Annotated in this window: 14 protein-coding genes; 5 read left to right on the top strand and 9 right to left on the bottom strand. The window is 62.7% G+C overall.

Going from position 1 to position 15,906, the window contains the following annotated elements; translation table 11 throughout:
• Position 1: 1 nt before the first annotated feature.
• From BQ7106_RS10415 to istA (BQ7106_RS10385), 7 genes are all read right to left on the bottom strand, one after another.
• Positions 2-982 (bottom strand): PD-(D/E)XK motif protein, encoded by a 981-nt coding sequence (locus BQ7106_RS10415; RefSeq protein ID WP_072375249.1) that lies wholly within the window; start codon positions 980-982, stop codon positions 2-4.
• Positions 969-3,737, bottom strand: coding sequence for a Z1 domain-containing protein (locus tag BQ7106_RS10410; protein WP_159431293.1), 2,769 nt, complete (start codon positions 3,735-3,737; stop codon positions 969-971). Before BQ7106_RS10410 ends, BQ7106_RS10415 begins: the two co-directional genes overlap by 14 nt.
• A gap of 5 nt (positions 3,738-3,742) precedes the next feature.
• Positions 3,743-5,215, bottom strand: a complete 1,473-nt coding sequence (locus BQ7106_RS10405) for an ATP-binding protein (protein ID WP_072375246.1) — start codon at positions 5,213-5,215, stop codon at positions 3,743-3,745.
• Positions 5,216-5,623: 408 nt separating this feature from the next.
• Positions 5,624-5,851, bottom strand: coding sequence for an ATP-binding protein (locus BQ7106_RS10400; RefSeq protein WP_420855285.1), 228 nt, complete (start codon positions 5,849-5,851; stop codon positions 5,624-5,626).
• Between the two features lie 107 nt (positions 5,852-5,958).
• A complete protein-coding gene (locus BQ7106_RS10395; RefSeq protein WP_129583871.1) occupies positions 5,959-7,215 on the bottom strand; it encodes an IS256 family transposase in 1,257 nt (418 codons plus the stop codon).
• Between the two features lie 14 nt (positions 7,216-7,229).
• A complete protein-coding gene (locus tag BQ7106_RS10390; protein WP_083527025.1) occupies positions 7,230-7,850 on the bottom strand; it encodes an ATP-binding protein in 621 nt (206 codons plus the stop codon).
• Positions 7,843-9,336, bottom strand: a complete 1,494-nt coding sequence (gene istA, locus BQ7106_RS10385; protein ID WP_205407698.1) for an IS21 family transposase — start codon at positions 9,334-9,336, stop codon at positions 7,843-7,845. The genes BQ7106_RS10390 and istA (BQ7106_RS10385) overlap by 8 nt, the downstream gene beginning before the upstream one ends.
• A gap of 283 nt (positions 9,337-9,619) precedes the next feature.
• On the opposite strand from istA (BQ7106_RS10385), the gene istA (BQ7106_RS10380) reads away from it, so the two are divergent.
• The 5 genes from istA (BQ7106_RS10380) (at position 9,620) to istB (BQ7106_RS10365) (ending at position 14,230) form a co-directional block, all read left to right on the top strand.
• The gene (istA, locus tag BQ7106_RS10380; protein WP_159431292.1) at positions 9,620-10,975 is read left to right on the top strand and encodes an IS21 family transposase; all 1,356 of its coding nucleotides are present in this window, start codon (positions 9,620-9,622) and stop codon (positions 10,973-10,975) included.
• A gap of 154 nt (positions 10,976-11,129) precedes the next feature.
• On the top strand, positions 11,130-12,593 hold the full coding sequence (gene istA / locus BQ7106_RS10375; RefSeq protein WP_072375237.1) for an IS21 family transposase: 1,464 nt from the start codon (positions 11,130-11,132) through the stop codon (positions 12,591-12,593).
• 1 nt (position 12,594) lies between these two features.
• Positions 12,595-13,335 (top strand): IS21-like element helper ATPase IstB, encoded by a 741-nt coding sequence (istB, locus tag BQ7106_RS10370; RefSeq protein ID WP_072375235.1) that lies wholly within the window; start codon positions 12,595-12,597, stop codon positions 13,333-13,335.
• 84 nt (positions 13,336-13,419) lie between these two features.
• Entirely contained in the window at positions 13,420-13,548 is a 129-nt protein-coding gene (locus tag BQ7106_RS11385) for a hypothetical protein (protein ID WP_275886724.1), read from the top strand.
• Positions 13,538-14,230 carry an IS21-like element helper ATPase IstB gene (istB, locus tag BQ7106_RS10365; protein WP_072375233.1) on the top strand — a complete coding sequence of 231 codons (693 nt, stop codon included), beginning with the start codon at positions 13,538-13,540 and terminating at the stop codon, positions 14,228-14,230. The genes BQ7106_RS11385 and istB (BQ7106_RS10365) overlap by 11 nt, the downstream gene beginning before the upstream one ends.
• Positions 14,231-14,269: 39 nt before the next feature.
• On the opposite strand, the gene BQ7106_RS10360 is transcribed toward istB (BQ7106_RS10365), so the two are convergent.
• On the bottom strand, positions 14,270-14,638 hold the full coding sequence (locus BQ7106_RS10360; RefSeq protein WP_129583857.1) for a hypothetical protein: 369 nt from the start codon (positions 14,636-14,638) through the stop codon (positions 14,270-14,272).
• An 874-nt stretch (positions 14,639-15,512) separates the two neighbouring features.
• Positions 15,513-15,905, bottom strand: coding sequence for an immunity protein YezG family protein (locus BQ7106_RS10355; RefSeq protein WP_072375228.1), 393 nt, complete (start codon positions 15,903-15,905; stop codon positions 15,513-15,515).
• Position 15,906: the final 1 nt, after the last annotated feature.

Here is a 15,906-nt window from a genome sequence, read left to right as displayed (position 1 = left end):
CTTATCCCATCGCGCCGAGCAGCGAATCCTCGTTAGCCAAGTAGTCTTGGCAACAACTAAGGTCGATTTGGTATTTCACCTTCATTATCCCAGCCGGACAGTTCTCAGAGGTTATCCTTGGAAACTCCCCGCGTACCTCGAAGATTGACGTTTCGCCTTCGGTCCATCGGTCGGCAGAGTAGTCGTCCTCGTCGAAGTATCCAACGTTGGCAAGCTTCTTCTCAAACATCGCGATGTCGAATGGAGACACGAGACACATTTTGATCTCCCTAACGAGGTCCGAGACAGTAAAGGCCTTCGGGTTGTCCTCCATGGACTCGCTAAGCTCTACAACGCAAAGGAAGAGCCTTTCAGACTCGTTCTTATTGAGCTGCATTTCGGAAGAGATCAATATTGCGGGGCTCGCGGAGTCGCGCTTGCTTTTAACTTCGACGAAGGTCTGGCCAAACTCGAAGTCTCTTCTTCCGGCGTCAGGGCCCGCCCAATGTGCCAACGCCTCTCCCTGTGAATAGACCTCGAATGCAAACCTTTGCAGGAACATGAGTTCAGCGATGAGGCCCTTTTGCTCCTCACGGGACAGCCGAGCTCGCGTAGGCTTGAGGAAGGCGCTCCATCGTTGCAGGCGGAGAATGGCCGCAGCTCGTATGGCATCCTTGCTGAGGCCCTGAATCGAGTGGACGATGTCTAGCGCAACTCGATAGAAGAAGTCCTCCATGCTGTTGCTTCTTAAGATGATGGCCAGCGTGCTCGTGTGCTTATAGTCGTAGACCACAAGATGCTCGAATAGGGGGATGGCTATCGGCTCCCAATGTTCAGTGCCATATTCGATTAGAAGTGCCGGATGCCCTTCGTAACTCTTTCCCCAAAAGATCCGCCTGCCGGAGGGGTTGTCGGCTTCGCCGACAAGGCGCACGTTGAAATCGGATGAAGCCGACGAATTCTCGATTTCCAACCAAGGAAATTGTGTGCTAGTCGTCCGCATAGTCGTCATCGCTCTCTTCCCTGAAATCGCTGCTGATGTTCTTAAGTGCGACTTCGTTGAAGACGTAATCAACAAGGTTTGCCTGGGCGCTGCTCTTGGGGAAGCTGATGCTCCATCCAATTGCTTTTTCTTGATGCTCAGGGGAGCCCCAGCCGTCGATTTTCGTCCAGTTCTTCGAGCGCTCGTTGTTTCCGAACTTCATGTTCACGGGATGAATCACCAAAAGGGGTTTCGTCCTCTCGGCGCGATAGTACCTATCGGAGCAGTTCTTAGTTCTCTCCGGGTTTTCGGCCCTGAACCTCTCCTCGGCACGCTCTATCTGACCCTCGGTAAGTCCGGCCTTCTCGACACCGCGGCTTGCCAAGCGGTTGTTCTCGCCAACGACGAGCGAGGCGCCATTTGTGCGCAAGCCTGGTGACCTCCGCTCGCAACTGACTCGACCAACCACGGGAAGATCCATGGAAGCGTCGGAATCGCCCCCCTGTGCGACGAGGACGTCCCACAATGTGAGCTCGTCAATGGAAAGGCAGCCGTCGATGTAGTTGAGAATCGGCGTTGTCTGGGATCGAATTGACTCAGTGTCATCGTTTTTGTAGCAGCTAAGAAATGATTTGATGTGACACACCGGAACGTTTCTAAAGAGGAACCGCTCCGTCGCATCCCTACTTGCTTTGTCTAGACTCCTAAGGAGGTCGAAGCACGCCTGAATATTGCTATCAATGACTCTCCGGTCTCTAACAAACGACACGGTTTCCGCGAAACCATTGTTAAGGTCAATTGGAGCCTTAACGATCTTGCCGGTCCCCATCTTGTTTCGGGCGGTCACGGTAAGAGAGTCGGGAGACCGCTGGATTTTTAGGCCGTAGTCCCTTGGGTTGCTCCTTAGCTGCCTCATCTCTCGGAGGTCCGCAATCAGATCATCTGTGGAGTCGGCGACGAACTTGTACCAACCGGCTGCCTGCTGTGACATCCAAATCCTGCACAAGTCCTCGTAGCCAGCACGATAGCCGAACCAGCGCGCCATCTGCATGAGTGCGTCATATGCCTTTGCGTTTCTTGAGTAGTAGGAAACTGTCAGACCCTCAAGGGTGAGCCCTCGAGAAAGCCTATAGCCTCCGACGGCGATAACGTGCTCGACTTGGCCATCGTAGTTCAGGACGTCGTTCGAGTCGGTGTTGATGCTAACGACGTGGATTCGGGCAACCGAGTCAATCAGCGCCGGCTGCACCTCATCCCAGATGAAGCGGTCGTCCAGAGTGGTCTCATACTCTCTAGACCACGTCTCCTTGAGCATGACGATCTCGTTGTCGCTGGGACAGCTCAGAGCCATGGAAACGGGCAGCCCGGCAAGAGCGTTTACCGATTCACGGAGGACCTCTAGGTAGTCTGAGATGCAGTCAGCAACTGACTTCTGGGGAATCTTGTACGGGGAGACGTTGACCATCATCGTGCAGTGTTCAGATGATTGTCCCCTTAGGCTACGTATAGTGTCGGCCAAGACGAAAGCTCTTATAGCCTCTTTCAGGCTGTCAGGAAGAGCGTGCATCTTGTACGTGCTCTTGTGCTTCGGGGGAAGGAAGTCGTCGATGTCGTCGATGAACCTAAGATGTCTTGGGCGGGGTTCGTCAAAGTCACCAAACACCTTCTCGGCGCCGAAGTAGTCCGACGAGTCGCTTAGGGTGTAGATGAAGCTGCCGGGGAACAAGTCCCTTCCGTAGTCTTCGGACTCGAGGTCGGGGTCAATCAGGATATTGGCGTACGGGGTGGCAGTATATCCGAGATAACAGCAGCGACTGAAGAGGCTGAGAATGTTGCGAATCTGCCCATTGATTCTGGTCGGCTCGTCGTCACGATGCTCTCGCTTGTACTTTCCGTTAATTGAGGCGTTATCCGCCTCGTCATCGATGATGAGGATGGGATCGTTAGAGTTCGCATTAGACTTAAGCCACTCATATACCTGCTTCAATGCGTTGCTGTTCTTCTTTATGACGAAAATCAGCGGTACGTTTTGCGTGACGTGCTGCACCTGAATTGACATCAGGGCTCCGGCGCGTCGCTTATTAAAGTCCTCCGCCCTAGTCGTGCACATCATGACGTGGGGCTCAATGGGCTTTGTCAATCCGACACCAACAGGTTGGCGAGTATTGTTCTCTATCGTAAAGCCCGTAAATCCCTCTTCGATGCGCTGCTGAGTCTGGCTCCTCAGGACGTTGTGGACGCCTGCCATGACGATGATGAGCTTGAAGCCCGCATCAGCCGCCCTCGAGATAACACCAATGTAGTTCGACGTCTTCCCCGATTGAACGGAGGCTACAACTAGCCCTCGCCTCTCAAAACATTCGCTGCCTCTAGGATCTGCCATGAGATCAAGAAGGTTATAGGTGTCCCGATCGAGCGTCCTCACAGCGTTTTTCGACCATCTCTTCGTAAAGAGCAAATAGTCTTTGTATCGATTCCAATACTTCCATCCGATCTGGGCCTCAACATCGTCGAGCCACTTATGAGTCGAGTCGTCGAAATAGGCGAACCCGACCTTCTTTTTGATGGTGAACTCGGAGCAGTATCGCTTTACCAATGCCGGGACGATGGAAAGCTTGTCCTCCTCAGTCGCAGTTGGAAACGAGGCAGGCTGAAGGATATCGTAATATCGCTCGTACTCTTGCCTAACCTGTCCCTCCTCAGGGCTCTCGCCCCCCAAAGAAAGAATACGTCGAACAGTTTCATCCACCAGTCTGGAAAACTCGTCTCTAGTCACAACCATTATTCCTCTGTTTCATCGATTCCAAGTGCACCTAGGGTCTTACTCCAGCTTGAGGCGAAGGGCTCTGCAGCTCTCATGATGCCGAGAACGTCCTCTTCCGGTATGCCCCGTTGCTTGAGCTGGGAGAAGAATGCCTTTGCGGCAACTGAGAAGCTCTCATTGTCAATCGGCTCAAAAGACACGCTCTCCGTGTTGTTTTCAAGATCGTAGAAAAGCGACTCAGTGGGGAATGTCGACTCAATTAAGGAAAAGACTGACTCCAGAGCTTTTGCGTTCTCTTCACCAACGTCGGCGCGTAACGCTGATATGACTGGGTTCTCTCGGTTGATGCGATAAATTCTCTTCTCTCCTGATTGTTCCACGGCCCATGCGGGATACGCCTCGGGAGAGGTCAGGCGGATCGCGCGCCTGCGATAGGTCTTTTTCGAAGGCGCCCCAATGGATGCGATTAAGGTCTTGATTCTGTTTCGGACGACCTCAGGCATCTGAGCCGAGACCTTCTTGACGTCTATTTTCCACAGCTCGTCTTGGTCGACGCCAATGTCAATCTTTACCCGAGTAAGTTGGGTCAACGCGGTCTTCTTGGCGACGCCGAACCAAGTGCCATAAAGGATAAGACGCTTTGCTCTATAAAGGTATACACCTTGGTTTTTGAGATACCCATCACGGAGGCCATAGTAATCATATTCTTGTTGGCTCGTGTAATGAGACCGGTGCGGCAGGGTAAATGCCTGCATGGTGACGCCAGGGCAGATTACCTCGAAGGGCTGAACTTGCGTTGCCTTGTGTCTCGAGTTGAATGGGTCAATTGGGTCAAGCTTGCGACCATTAAATGAGATGTCTATGCGAGAGAGCCCCGGCTCGCCAGCAAGAAAACGATGGAAGACGAGGGCGAGGTGGCTCTGAGCTTCACTAATAACGCGAGCGTAATAAGAAACTTTCGCAGAACCACTTGCGCCGGAGAGTCGGTCGACTTTCTCCCAGAGAACTAGAGTCCCATCGCCGGTCAGATACTCAAGACCTCGAATGCTCTCAAAATCATGTCTTTCAATAATCTTCCAAGAATTATCGTTAATCACTACGTCGAGATCCCAGGTAAACGCCGAGAGAGAGCCTTCACATCGCGAGGCAACTGTCAGCCTGCGACACTGGGAGAACGACGCAGTTTTCATACCAAGGCCAAACCGCCCCAAGTCTTTTGGGGCCCTTTCGGCGCGAGGACTTGTACTGCCCAGTCGCATCGCCTTTCGTAGCTCGCTTGCACTCATCCCGGCGCCGTTATCGATGATGCTGACGTGGAAGTCGTCGGCTGGGATGGCGAGAACATCGATATGGGACGCATTTGCGGAAATTGAGTTATCAATGATGTCTGCGAGCGCGCTATTGAATGAATAGCCTATATCACGAAGGCTTTCAATTAATATACCTGGCTCCGGATCGAGGACGTCCGAAGTGAAGTCGGATTCGCTCATATAATGCCTAACTCGAAGTGCTTCCCATGCAAAGAGTATATCAGCACGATAGAGCGCAATCTTGACCCATAAGGTGAGCGGAAGCCCACTACATCAACCACTATGCAAAGCCAATACGGCGTAGAGAACGAGAAGAACGGTGAGCTCTCAAACGAAGATCCCGAGGGCCACACTGCGGGCACCCAAGAGCGCCTCGGGGCCCCGGAGGGCGACGTGTGCGCCCGCGTAGCCGACGCACCCGACGCCTGTTGATGTGCAATAAGAAATGGTCCGAATGAGCACCGGTTTTTGAGCACCGCGTGCATCTAGAAATGAGTGTGTTTGGTCAAGTCCCTCTTTCGGAAATGATCACGGAGAGTTTTCGGGTTTGGGCACGCAACTTTTTCGGGTTCGGTCACGGGCGCGCCGCTAGCTTCCTGACTTGCCCAGCATGAGCGACTCCTCGAGCCGGTGGCTGGGCCCTCCGAACTCCACGAGCCTGCCGTGGTGGACGACGCGGTCCACGATCGCGGCGGCGAGCTTGTCGTCCGCGAAGACCGTGCCCCACCGGCTGAACTCGACATTCGTGGTGAACACTATGCTCCTCCTTTCGTAAGAGTCGGATATGACCTGGTAGAGCAGACGGGCGCCGTCCACGTCGGTTGCGTGCCAAAAGTTGGTGTCATCTCTCCGATTGCGAGGTGCAGGCTTTAGCCTGCCCGAGCAATCGGAGCATCACCCGGAATCAGCTCTATTCTACAGCATCATGCGGCCTTCCTTTCCCGGATCGCTGCCTCTATAAGCATCTTCGCCTTCTCCATCGTCTCGATGGGTATCGTCGGGTCCTCATCTTTCGTTCTCGCGATGTCCTCGAGGGATTCCGCATCGATGAATCGCCCGCCCATCCAATCTTCGTTGATGTCCAGGATCACGGAGCCGGCCAGCCGCTTCATCGACTCTATGGACGGAAAGACGCCCACCGCCTTGGTTCTGCGCTTGATCTCCTCGTTGGCGCGCTCCTGGACGTTGTTCGTGCGGAGCTTGATGTGATGCTCGCGGGGGAAGTCCAGATACGCCAAGGCATCCGCCTCCGCATCCTCGAGCAGCTCGCCGGCACGCCTGCTCAGCCCGGATATGATCTCCGCTGCACGACGATAGGCCGCGCGGACGAGCTGCGGATCCCTTTCCGCGAACACGGCCTTCATCGCGGCCAAGGCGATGCCCTTATCGTTCTTCGACTTGAACCACCTCGCGACATCGCGCTCGAGATGGACTATGCAGCGCTGCCATGCCGCGCCCTGGAATATCTCGGCTATGGCCTGCACGAGCCCGCCGTGGTCATCGGAGACCACGCACATCACTCCGGTTATCCCGCGTCTCCGCAGGCTGCGCAGGAAAGCCTTCCAGGATGCCGCCGACTCGGTGTCCACGACGTCGAATCCGACGAAGCGCCTCGAGCCATCTTGGGCGCAGGCTATCGCCGTGACCAGGCCCAGGGATTGAACGTGCCCCTCGTCCCGGCAATTGATGTAGGTGGCATCGAGCCAAAGATAGGGGAAGGCCATCCCGTCGAATCGCCTCTCGGCGAGCGCCGCCACCTCCTCATCGAGCTCCGAGACCATCCTGGAGATGCGGGAGGGGCTCAAAGACCCTATTTCCAGATTGTCGGCCACCTTCTCTATCTTCCTCGTGGAAAGGCCCTTCGCGTAGGCCTCCTTGACCACGCCGATCATCGCCCTATCGGCGCGCGAGTACGGCCTGATCAGCTCATCGGGGAAGTAGCTTCCCTCTCTGAGCTTGGGAATCCGCAGCGTGACCTCGCCGAATGGCGTCAGCAGCTTTCGCTCGCGATATCCGTTCCGCCTGTTTCCCTCGCCGCATATCTCATCGGCCTGCCAGTCCATTATCTGGTTGATCGCTTGCTCGAGCTGCATGCGCCCGAGCTCTTGGATGTTTATCATTCCGTCGCTATATCGGGGTATATCGAGCACGGAAGCCCCTTCATCGTGTAAAGTGTCCATTGCGGCCATCCCTTTCATCTCGAACTTCGACACTTCAAGATTCTAGGTGATGGCCGTTTCTTTAGCCAATCGGCCCGTGACACCAACTTTTGGCACGCAATCTCCACGTCGAACGGCACGTAGCCGAACTCGTCGAGGACGACGAGCGACGCCTTCCCGATGTCGGCGATGACCCGATCCAGAGTCCCCTCGCGCTTGGCCTTGCCGAGCTGCAGGACCAGCGCCGCCGTCTGGAAGAAGCGCACCGGCATCCCTTGCCGGGTCGCCTCGATGCCGAGGGCCGTCGCCACGTGCGTCTTGCCGCGGCCCGTCGGCCCGTGGAAGACGAGGTCCTCGGCGCGCCCGACGAAGTCGAGCGAGAGCATCTCGTCGCGCCCCCAGCCCTCGGGGAAGCGCACGTTCGACCAGTCGAACCCCTCGACGGCCTTGGGCACGGGGAACCTCGCCTGGCGCAGCAGCCTCGCCCGCTTGGACCGCTCCCGGGACTCGAGCTCCCGGGCCAGCATCCCCGAGCAGGCGGCGAGCTGACCGGGCGTAGCGGTCTCGAGGAACCATGCCACCGTCGCCTTCGATATGAACAGCGACCTGGCGCGCGAGGAGAACTCCTCGCGCTCGGAGTCCGGGACCCTAGGCACTTGCGGCGCCCCCCTCCAGCAGCTCGAAGGCCCGGTCGTACCCCGCGAGGTCGACCGGCTCGTCGTACTCGACGAGCGCGTCGCCGGCGGCCGCCCTGGCGGCGGCGAGCTCGAGGGTGGCGGCGTCGACGCCGCCCGTGGCCCCGAGCGACCTCAGCGCGCCCTCCACGGTGGCGGCCCAGCCCCGCCTGGCGCTCACGTCGCGCAGCGCCCTGAGGTCCGCGCCGAGGTCGGCGGGCGCCTCCGAGTCGAGGAAGGCGACGAGGTCCCCCGGGAGGGACCGCCTGACCACGCTGTCGCGCCAGCCGCCGGGGCGCACGCAGAGCAGCCTCAGCTGCAGCGTGGGGTCGGCGGAGTCGGTCGGCGCGTCGCCCCACTCGCGGATATACTCGGCGACGACCTCGCCGCCGGCGCCGACGACCGTGACGTCGAAGGCGCCCATCGCGACGGCGACCTCGCGCGACGCGTTGGCGGGGCCCGCCGAGTAGCGGTGCTCGCCGCCTGCCTTGAACGAGCCCTGCTTGTCGCACTTCCGAGTGAGCCACGTCACGCACGCGAACGGCGCCGCGGGCAGCGGCGAGAGCGCGGCGCGGTCGTCCCCGAAGAGCTCGGACTCGCTCGCGCCCTTGCGGTAGTGCGGCTTGCCGTCCGAGAGTTCCAGGCACGTCCCGAGTAGCCGCTCGTTGTACGACCTGACGTCCCACACCTGCGGCATCGGCACGAAGAGGTTCCTCCTGAGCGTCCCGACCTTGTTCTCCACGGATCCCTTCTCGTTGCCGGAGTGGGGGTTGGTGAAGCTGTAGTCGAGCCCGTAGTGCGCGGCGAAGCGGCGGAAGAGCTCCGAGGTCCTGATCTCGGCTCCGACCCTGCGGCCGACCTCGGTGGCGTTGTCGAAGACGGCCCGCAGCGGCACGCCCCCGAGGAACTCGAAGACGTCGCGCAGCCCCTGGCAGACGCACTCGGCCGTCTCGCCCCAGAAGACCTGCGCGAGCCCGACGTTGGAGTGCGGGAATTCCACCACGAGGAAGTGGCCCCGCGTGACGACGCCGCGCACGCGGAAGTCCGCCTGCCCGAAGTCGACCTGGCACTCGCCGGGCGCCCAGTCGAGCAGCAGGAATCCCTGCGCCTCGCGGGCGTCGAGCTCGGCGGCGAGCTCCCCGCGCCTGCGCCTCACGTACCTCTGGACCGTCGAGTACGACCCCCTGAACCCCTCCTCCGCGACCAGCCGGTCGAAGACCTTCCTCGCGGTGTGGCGCTGCTTGTGCCAGCAGCGCCTGTCCTCGCGCAGCCACGAGTCGATCGTCTCCGCGAAGGGCTCCAGCAGCGGCGACTCGGGCGTCCTCCCGACCGCCGGCGGCCTCTCGGAGAGGTCCGGCTCCCTCAGGTACTTCCTCACTGTGGGCTCGGAGACCCCGGTGTCCCGGGCTATCGAGGCGACGCTCGCGCCGCTCCTCCCGAGCCTTCTGATATCGTCAATCTTGTCCACGCCGATCATTTCCTTCCCGGCCTCCCCTCGTCGAATACCGAAGCATCGACAACGGTAGGCCCGCCGGGGGTGGTCGGCGTGCCCATGCCCAAACCCGAAAGTTTTTCGTGATCATTCCCGAAAGTTCCGGGTGATTAAATCCGCAAGTCAGACGTTATCAAACACAATGAGCAGCTTCAGCACGAGGGCCGCGCCCCCTGGACCAGGGGCGCGGCCCTCGCCGTAGGGTTGTCCCGGGCGGGCACTTTGGCGAGGCCGCCCGGGAAGGATGGAGGAGATGACCGTGCCCCTGGACACAAGGAATGATATACGGTCGATGGACGCCGACGGGGTGCCGAGGGCCGAGATCGCCCGCAGGCTCCGCGTCAGCCGCAACACCGTCGCGAAGTATGCCGACATGGAGGACATGTCGCCTGCCGCCCCCGTGCCGGCGCGGCGCGAGAGGCCCGCGCTCGGCGAGCACGCGGGGTGGGTCGAGTCGGTCCTGGAGGCCGACCTCGGCGCGCCGCGCAAGCAGCGCCACACCGCCAGGAGGATCTACGACCGGCTGGTCGAGGAGAGGGGCTACGCCGGCTCCTACTCGACCGTCCAGCGCTTCGTGCGCGAGCGGGGGCTCGCGCGCTCGGCCGGCGCGGGCGAGGGCTACCTGGAGCTCGAGTGGGCCCCGGGCACCTGCCAGGCGGACTTCGGCAACTTCCGCGCCGTCGTCGCGGGCGAGGGGCTTGCCCCCGAGCTGCTGGTGGCGACCCCTCCCCACTCCAACGACAGGCAGTGCTTCGCGCCGGGGTCTCAGAGGTCGGAGTGCCTGTGCGCGGGGCTCGCGGCGATCTTCTCGCGCTGGGGCCGCGCCCCGAGGGTGCTGGTCCTGGACAACGCGACCGAGGCGGGCAGGATGGTCCGCGGCGAGGTGACGGAGTCCGGGCCGCTCTCCCTGCTCAGGGGGCACTACCGCGTCGAGTCGAGGTACCGCAGCCCCTACTCGGGCAACGAGAAGGGGTCGGCGGGGAGCGCGGTCGGCTACCTGAGGCGCAACCTCCTCGTGCCGGTGCCCGGGGTCGGGTCGCTCGCCGAGCCGAGCGCCCTGCTGGCGGAGGGGTGCGCGCGCCTGAACGCCGCTGCGGGGTGCCGCGACGGCCGGGCGTCGGCGGAGGCCCTGCGCGAGGACCTCGCCGAGATGCGCGCGCTGCCCGGCGCCGCGTTCGACGCGGTGCGGTGGGTGCGGGCCAGGGCGGACAAGCGCGGCTACGTCGAGGTCGACGGCCGCGAGTGCGTCGCCGGCCCGGCGTGGCACGGAGGGGAGCTGCTCGTCGGGATGCGCCCCGGCTCGGTCGAGATCGTCGCCGACCGCGGGCGCAGGGTGGCCGTGCTCCCGAGGGCCTACGGCGCCGGGCCCGCCGTGCGCAACCCGCTGTCGCTCGTCCCGGCGATCGTCGCCAGGCCGCGCGCGTTCGGCGAGTCCACGATACGGCGGGACATGCCCGAGGGGCTGGTCGAGGGCATCGACCGCACGGGCGCCGCCGGCCGCAGGCAGACGCCCGGGTCCATGGCGCGCGCGAGCGCCGCGTCGGGCCTCGGCGCGGCGTGCCGGGCCGCGCTGCGCGTCGTCGAGGGCGGGCGCGTGCCCGACTGTCTGAGATAGCCTATAAATGGCCGGATTCACAGGGGCTCTGCCCCGGAATCACGGCGGGGAATTCCCCAGTTTGTTAGTGACGGCATGCCGAACAACCTAGAGACGACCTACCCTCGAGTCGTTGGGGTCCAAGCCAGCGATGAGGAGAAGGGTCGTGGAGAGGATGCCGGGCATGCCGCAAATCGATGATATACGAAGGCTGTGGTCGGAGGGGTACTGCATATCCGAGATAGCCCGCAGGACGGGGCACGACAGGAAGACGGTCAGAAAGTTCCTCGACGAGGTCGACTTCTCGCCCGAGCCTCCCGCCGGCGTCGTCCCGGGGCCGTCGAAGCTGGATCCGTACAAGCCGACGATCGACTCCATACTGGAGGCCGACAGGCACGTCTGGAGGAAGCAGCGCCACACCGCGAGGAAGATCCTCGCCGAGCTCCGCCGCGCCGGCTACGACGGCGGGTACACCCTGGTCCAGAAGTACGTCCACGACAGGAAGCTCGAGATGAGGGGCCGAGCCCCCGAGGGCTTCCTCGACCTCGAGTGGTCCCCCGGAACCGCGCAGGCCGACTTCGGCGAGGCCGACTTCGACACCGCGGACGGCAGGGAGCGGATGCTGTTCCTCGTGGTCTCGTTCCCGCACTCCAGCATGTCGTGGTTCCAGGTGTTCCGAGGGCGCGCGTCGGAGTGCGTGTGTCAGGGCCTCGCCGACGTCTTTCGCCACATAGGGGGAGTCCCTCCCGTCGTCGTGTTCGACAACGCGGCCTGGGCGGGGCGCCGGGTCCTCGACGAGGTGAGGGAGGCCGAGCTCTTCCGCAGGTTCAGGCTCCACTACGGCTTCGAGGCGAGGTTCTGCAGCCCCGACGCGGGGCACGAGAAGGGTCACGTCGAGCGCAAGGTCGCCTTCGTGCGCTCCAACGTATTCGTCCCCGTCCCCCGCGTCGGCGACCTGCGGGAGCACGACGAGTCCCTCCTCGGGGTGGCAGACGGCTTCGGCGAGAGGGGACACTGGAGGAGGGACGGCACGTGGGGCGAGCTCTTCGAGTCGGACCGCGCCGCCCTCCGCCCCCTGCCCTCCAGGCCGTTCTCCTGCGTGACCTGGCTCGTGAGACCGTGCGACAAGTGGGGCGAGGTCACCGTGGGCACCCACTCCTACGGCGCCGGGCCCGAGCTCGCGGGCGCCGACGTCGCGGTCGGTCTCGGCGCCCACGAGGTGACGATCGTCAGCCAGGGGACGGGCGAGCTCGTCGCCAGGTACCGCAGGAGGTTCGGCGGGGGCGTCACGGTCGACGTCGACCCCGTGGCGGAGCTCGGGCTCCTTGGCCGGCGGCCTGGGGCCTGGCGCGAGTCCCGCGTGCGCTCGGCGCTGCCCGCCGGGGTGGTCGAGTACCTGGACGGGCTCGACAGGGCGTCGCTGTCGAGGAGCGTGACGATGCTCTCGGAGGTCGCCGGGGAGGAGGGGATCGAGGCCGCGGGCGAGTCGATGCTCGAGCTCGTGAGGCGTGGCGGCGACTTCAGCCGCAGCGACCTCCGCGTCCTCTCCCTGAGGCTGCTCTCCGGCGTCTCCGGGCCCGACCCGGGACCGGACCTCTCCGAGTACGACCGCGCGTTCCTCGGGAAGGAGGCGGTGTAGCATGGCGGACTCCGCCTCGGACGCCAGGCTCAGGGCCTGCGGGAGGGCCGTGATGCTCTCCAACCACACCATGGGCGACGTCGTGGAGAACTACTCGGACGTCGAGAAGGGGGCGATCTCCAGGATGCTGGAGGCCGAGCTCGCCTTCCGCGACTCGAACAGGAGGAGGCGCCTGCTCAAGCGCGCGAACTTCCCGGTCCCGAAGACCTTCGAGGGGTACGACTGGTCGGCAGTGAGGCTGCCGCCCAGGCTGTCCCGGGAGGACGTGACGACGTGCGCGTTCGTGAGGAAGGCCCAGAACCTCGTCCTGTTCGGCCCGGTCGGGACCGGGAAGACGCACATGCTCGTCGCGATGGGGACGGTCGCGTGCTCCATGGGAATGAGGGTGCGCTACTTCACGACGACGGAGCCGGCGACGCTCCTCTCGGAGGCGAAGAGGGACGGCACGGCGAGAAAGCTCATGAGGTCCCTGGAGAGGACCGACCTGATCCTGCTCGACGAGTTCGGCTACGTCCCGGTCGACCGGGACGGCGCGCGCCTCCTCTTCCAGGCGATCGACGCGAGCTACGAGAGGCGGTCGCTGGCCATAACGACCAACGTGGACTTCTCCAGGTGGGGAGCGGTGCTGACCGACGACCAGATGGCAGCCGCGATCATCGACCGGGTCGCGCACCACGGGCAGCTCGTCGTCTTCGAGGGCGAAAGCTACAGGCTCCGACACGCACTGATGCGGTCGTCGTAGCGGAATCGTGAAGCTGGGGATTTCCCCGTCGTGAAGGTGTCCCGGACGGATTGTGAATCAGGGCAAATTATCGTTGACACAGACATGCCCGACGACGCCACGGTCGACGTGCTCGCCAGGCGGATCGCCTCCGGCGCGCTCGGCGGGGAGGGCGGGGCCGACCTGTCCGCCTGCGACGGCTTCCTGAGGGGAGGCGAGGCCGATGCCCGCTAGCGGGGAGCTCGCGCGCAGGGTCGTGGAGGCCGGCGGCCCGAGGCAGGTCGAGTACCTCGCCCGCTACCTCGAGGCCGAGGCCGCGAGCCGCGACGCCTCCAAGCGCGCCTCCCTGCTTCGGCGCTGCGGGCTGCCGGCGCCCAAGACCTTCGACGGGTACGACTGGTCGGCGGTGTCGTGGCCCGAGGGGCTCGGCCGCGAGGACCTGCTCTCGCTCTCGTTCCTGGACCGCCGCGAGGACCTCGTGCTGATGGGCGACGTCGGCACGGGCAAGACCCACATGGCGAGCGCGCTGTGCCGGCTGGCGTGCGACAGGCGCATGGAGGCCCGCTTCCTCGCGGCCTCCTCGCTCGTCGCGCGCCTCAGGCGGGCGCGCGACGAGGGCCGCCTGGACAGGGAGGCCTCCCAGATCGGGCGGGCGAGGCTGCTCGTGGTCGACGAGCTCGGGTTCCTGCCGCTGGACCCGGACGGGGCGAGGCTGCTGTTCCAGGTCTTCGCGGACGCCTACGAGAGGCAGGGCGTGGTGATCACGACCAACCTCGAGTTCAGCCGCTGGGGCTCGGTGTTCGGCGACGACCAGATGGCGGCCGCCGTCATCGACCGCATCGTCCACCACGGGCGGCTGGTCCAGTTCCGGGGCGAGTCCTACCGAGTGAGGCACGCCCTCATGCAGGAGGGGTAGGCGCTCAAAAAGCCTGCGCACGTCGCGTGCGCAGGCTGCTCAGATTCCGGTGCTCATTTTGCTCAAATCTAGTTGACAAAACACACGGCGGCGCTTGACGTAGCGCTGCACGGTGGAGTAGCTGCCCGCGTAGCCCTCCTCGTCGCGGAGCCTCACGTAGACCCTCGTCGCCGTGTGGCGCTGCTTGCGCCAGTTCCTGCAGTCGTCGTCGAGCCAGGAGTCGATTGTCTCCTCGTAGGGCGCGAGCAGCTCGCTCTCAGGCTCGTGCCGCCTCGGGGGCTCGGGCGACAGGTCCTCCATCCTGGCGTGCTTCCTGGCCGTCGGCTCCGACACGCCGACCGCCCTCGCGATCGCGGCGATTGGCTCGCCGCCCCTGGCCCTTTTGCGTATATCCTCTATCTTGTCCACGCCGATCATTCCTCTCTGGCCCTCCCCACGTCGTAAACCGAAGCAACGACATTGTCGGGCCGACTGCGGATGGTCGGCGTGCCCATGCTCAAAGCCGAAAGAATTTCGTGCTCAGACCCGAAACTTTCCGACGCTCAAACCTGCAACTTCGAGGCTATCAAACACACCAGCGGGGCCGGCGCCAGCATGCCGAGAGGTCGCGGGCTCAAGGCTTGACAAAACCATAGAGACACCCCCCGGGGGCCCGAGACGCTCCCAGGCGCCCGCAGAGAGGGTCGCGAGCGGATGCCACACCCCACCACCACCCGTGGGCGAGCACGGAAACGCAGCAGCCCGTCCGCCGAAGCGGAGTGCGCGCCGCAGCGAGGGCCCGCCCCGCCTTGCGCGACGTAAGACTTCCGTCAGGCGCCGCCCAGAGCGGAGGATGTGTATGCGCGCGGTGCGAGGGGCAGACGGCGCAGCCGGAGTGTGCGACCGATGCGAAGGGCAGACGGCGTAGCCGGCTGGCCTGAGCCGGGAGCAATACGAAAGCGGAGCCGGCTGACCCGAGCCGCGGCGCAATACACAGCCGGAGCGGCGGGCGGGGCCGTACGTATCGCTCGCTGTGCGCAGGGCGAGACGGGTCCGAGCCGTGCGCGTGTTGATGTTCGCTAGGAACGGGTCTGAGTGGTCATCGGCTTCTGGGCAGTTGCGAGCACTGAAAAAAGAGCAGATTAATCGCGAGGGTTGTGCCCTGGACACAGGGATAATATATGGTCGATGGGCGCCGGGCGTGCCGAGGGCCAAGACTGCCCGTAGGCTCCGCGTCAGCCGAAACGCCATCGCGAAGTGCGCGGTGCTTTATATGTAGTATGCAACGGCAAAGCGGGGCAGGTCAGCTGGAGACTCCAAGGTACTTCTTCTTCCACTCCTGCTTTTTCAAGTAAGGAGATTCGTCCGAATTATCATATCCGTAGTCGACTCGGAACTTCCCGCTTGCCTGGAGGACGAGTGTCATGGAACTCCAGCGCTTGGACTGGTCGAGCGACTCTCTTTCCGCGGAGATGACCTCATCGATCTCAAGGAAGTCATTGAGGAGGGCAGCTCTCTCAATTCCCGGAATACTGAAACATTTGATAAAATTGTCCAACCGCTGCATCTTTACATAATACTCAATGGAGAAGGCATCGTCGGAATACTCTGCGTAAAAGATAACGGTGTTCCAGCCATCGGGAAGGGTATGCTCGAGAACGGAGACGATTCCGGGAAACATAGTTTGCTCGCTCATG

It is taken from the genome of Thermophilibacter mediterraneus, assembly GCF_900119385.1.
GTDB classification, from domain to species: domain Bacteria; phylum Actinomycetota; class Coriobacteriia; order Coriobacteriales; family Atopobiaceae; genus Thermophilibacter; species Thermophilibacter mediterraneus.
This window is presented reverse-complemented; position numbering and strand designations above follow the sequence as displayed.

What these genes read in the sequence shown, in the direction of transcription:
- BQ7106_RS10415 (WP_072375249.1), bottom strand. Translation starts at nt 982, where the DNA reads ATGCGGACGACTAGCACACAATTTCCTTGGTTGGAAATCGAGAATTCG.
- BQ7106_RS10405 (WP_072375246.1), bottom strand. Translation starts at nt 5,215, where the DNA reads ATGAGCGAATCCGACTTCACTTCGGACGTCCTCGATCCGGAGCCAGGT.
- BQ7106_RS10395 (WP_129583871.1), bottom strand. Translation starts at nt 7,215, where the DNA reads ATGGACACTTTACACGATGAAGGGGCTTCCGTGCTCGATATACCCCGA.
- istA (WP_072375237.1), top strand. Translation starts at nt 11,130, where the DNA reads ATGCCGGGCATGCCGCAAATCGATGATATACGAAGGCTGTGGTCGGAG.
- istB (WP_072375235.1), top strand. Translation starts at nt 12,595, where the DNA reads ATGGCGGACTCCGCCTCGGACGCCAGGCTCAGGGCCTGCGGGAGGGCC.
- BQ7106_RS11385 (WP_275886724.1), top strand. Translation starts at nt 13,420, where the DNA reads ATGCCCGACGACGCCACGGTCGACGTGCTCGCCAGGCGGATCGCCTCC.
- istB (WP_072375233.1), top strand. Translation starts at nt 13,538, where the DNA reads ATGCCCGCTAGCGGGGAGCTCGCGCGCAGGGTCGTGGAGGCCGGCGGC.
- BQ7106_RS10355 (WP_072375228.1), bottom strand. Translation starts at nt 15,905, where the DNA reads ATGAGCGAGCAAACTATGTTTCCCGGAATCGTCTCCGTTCTCGAGCAT.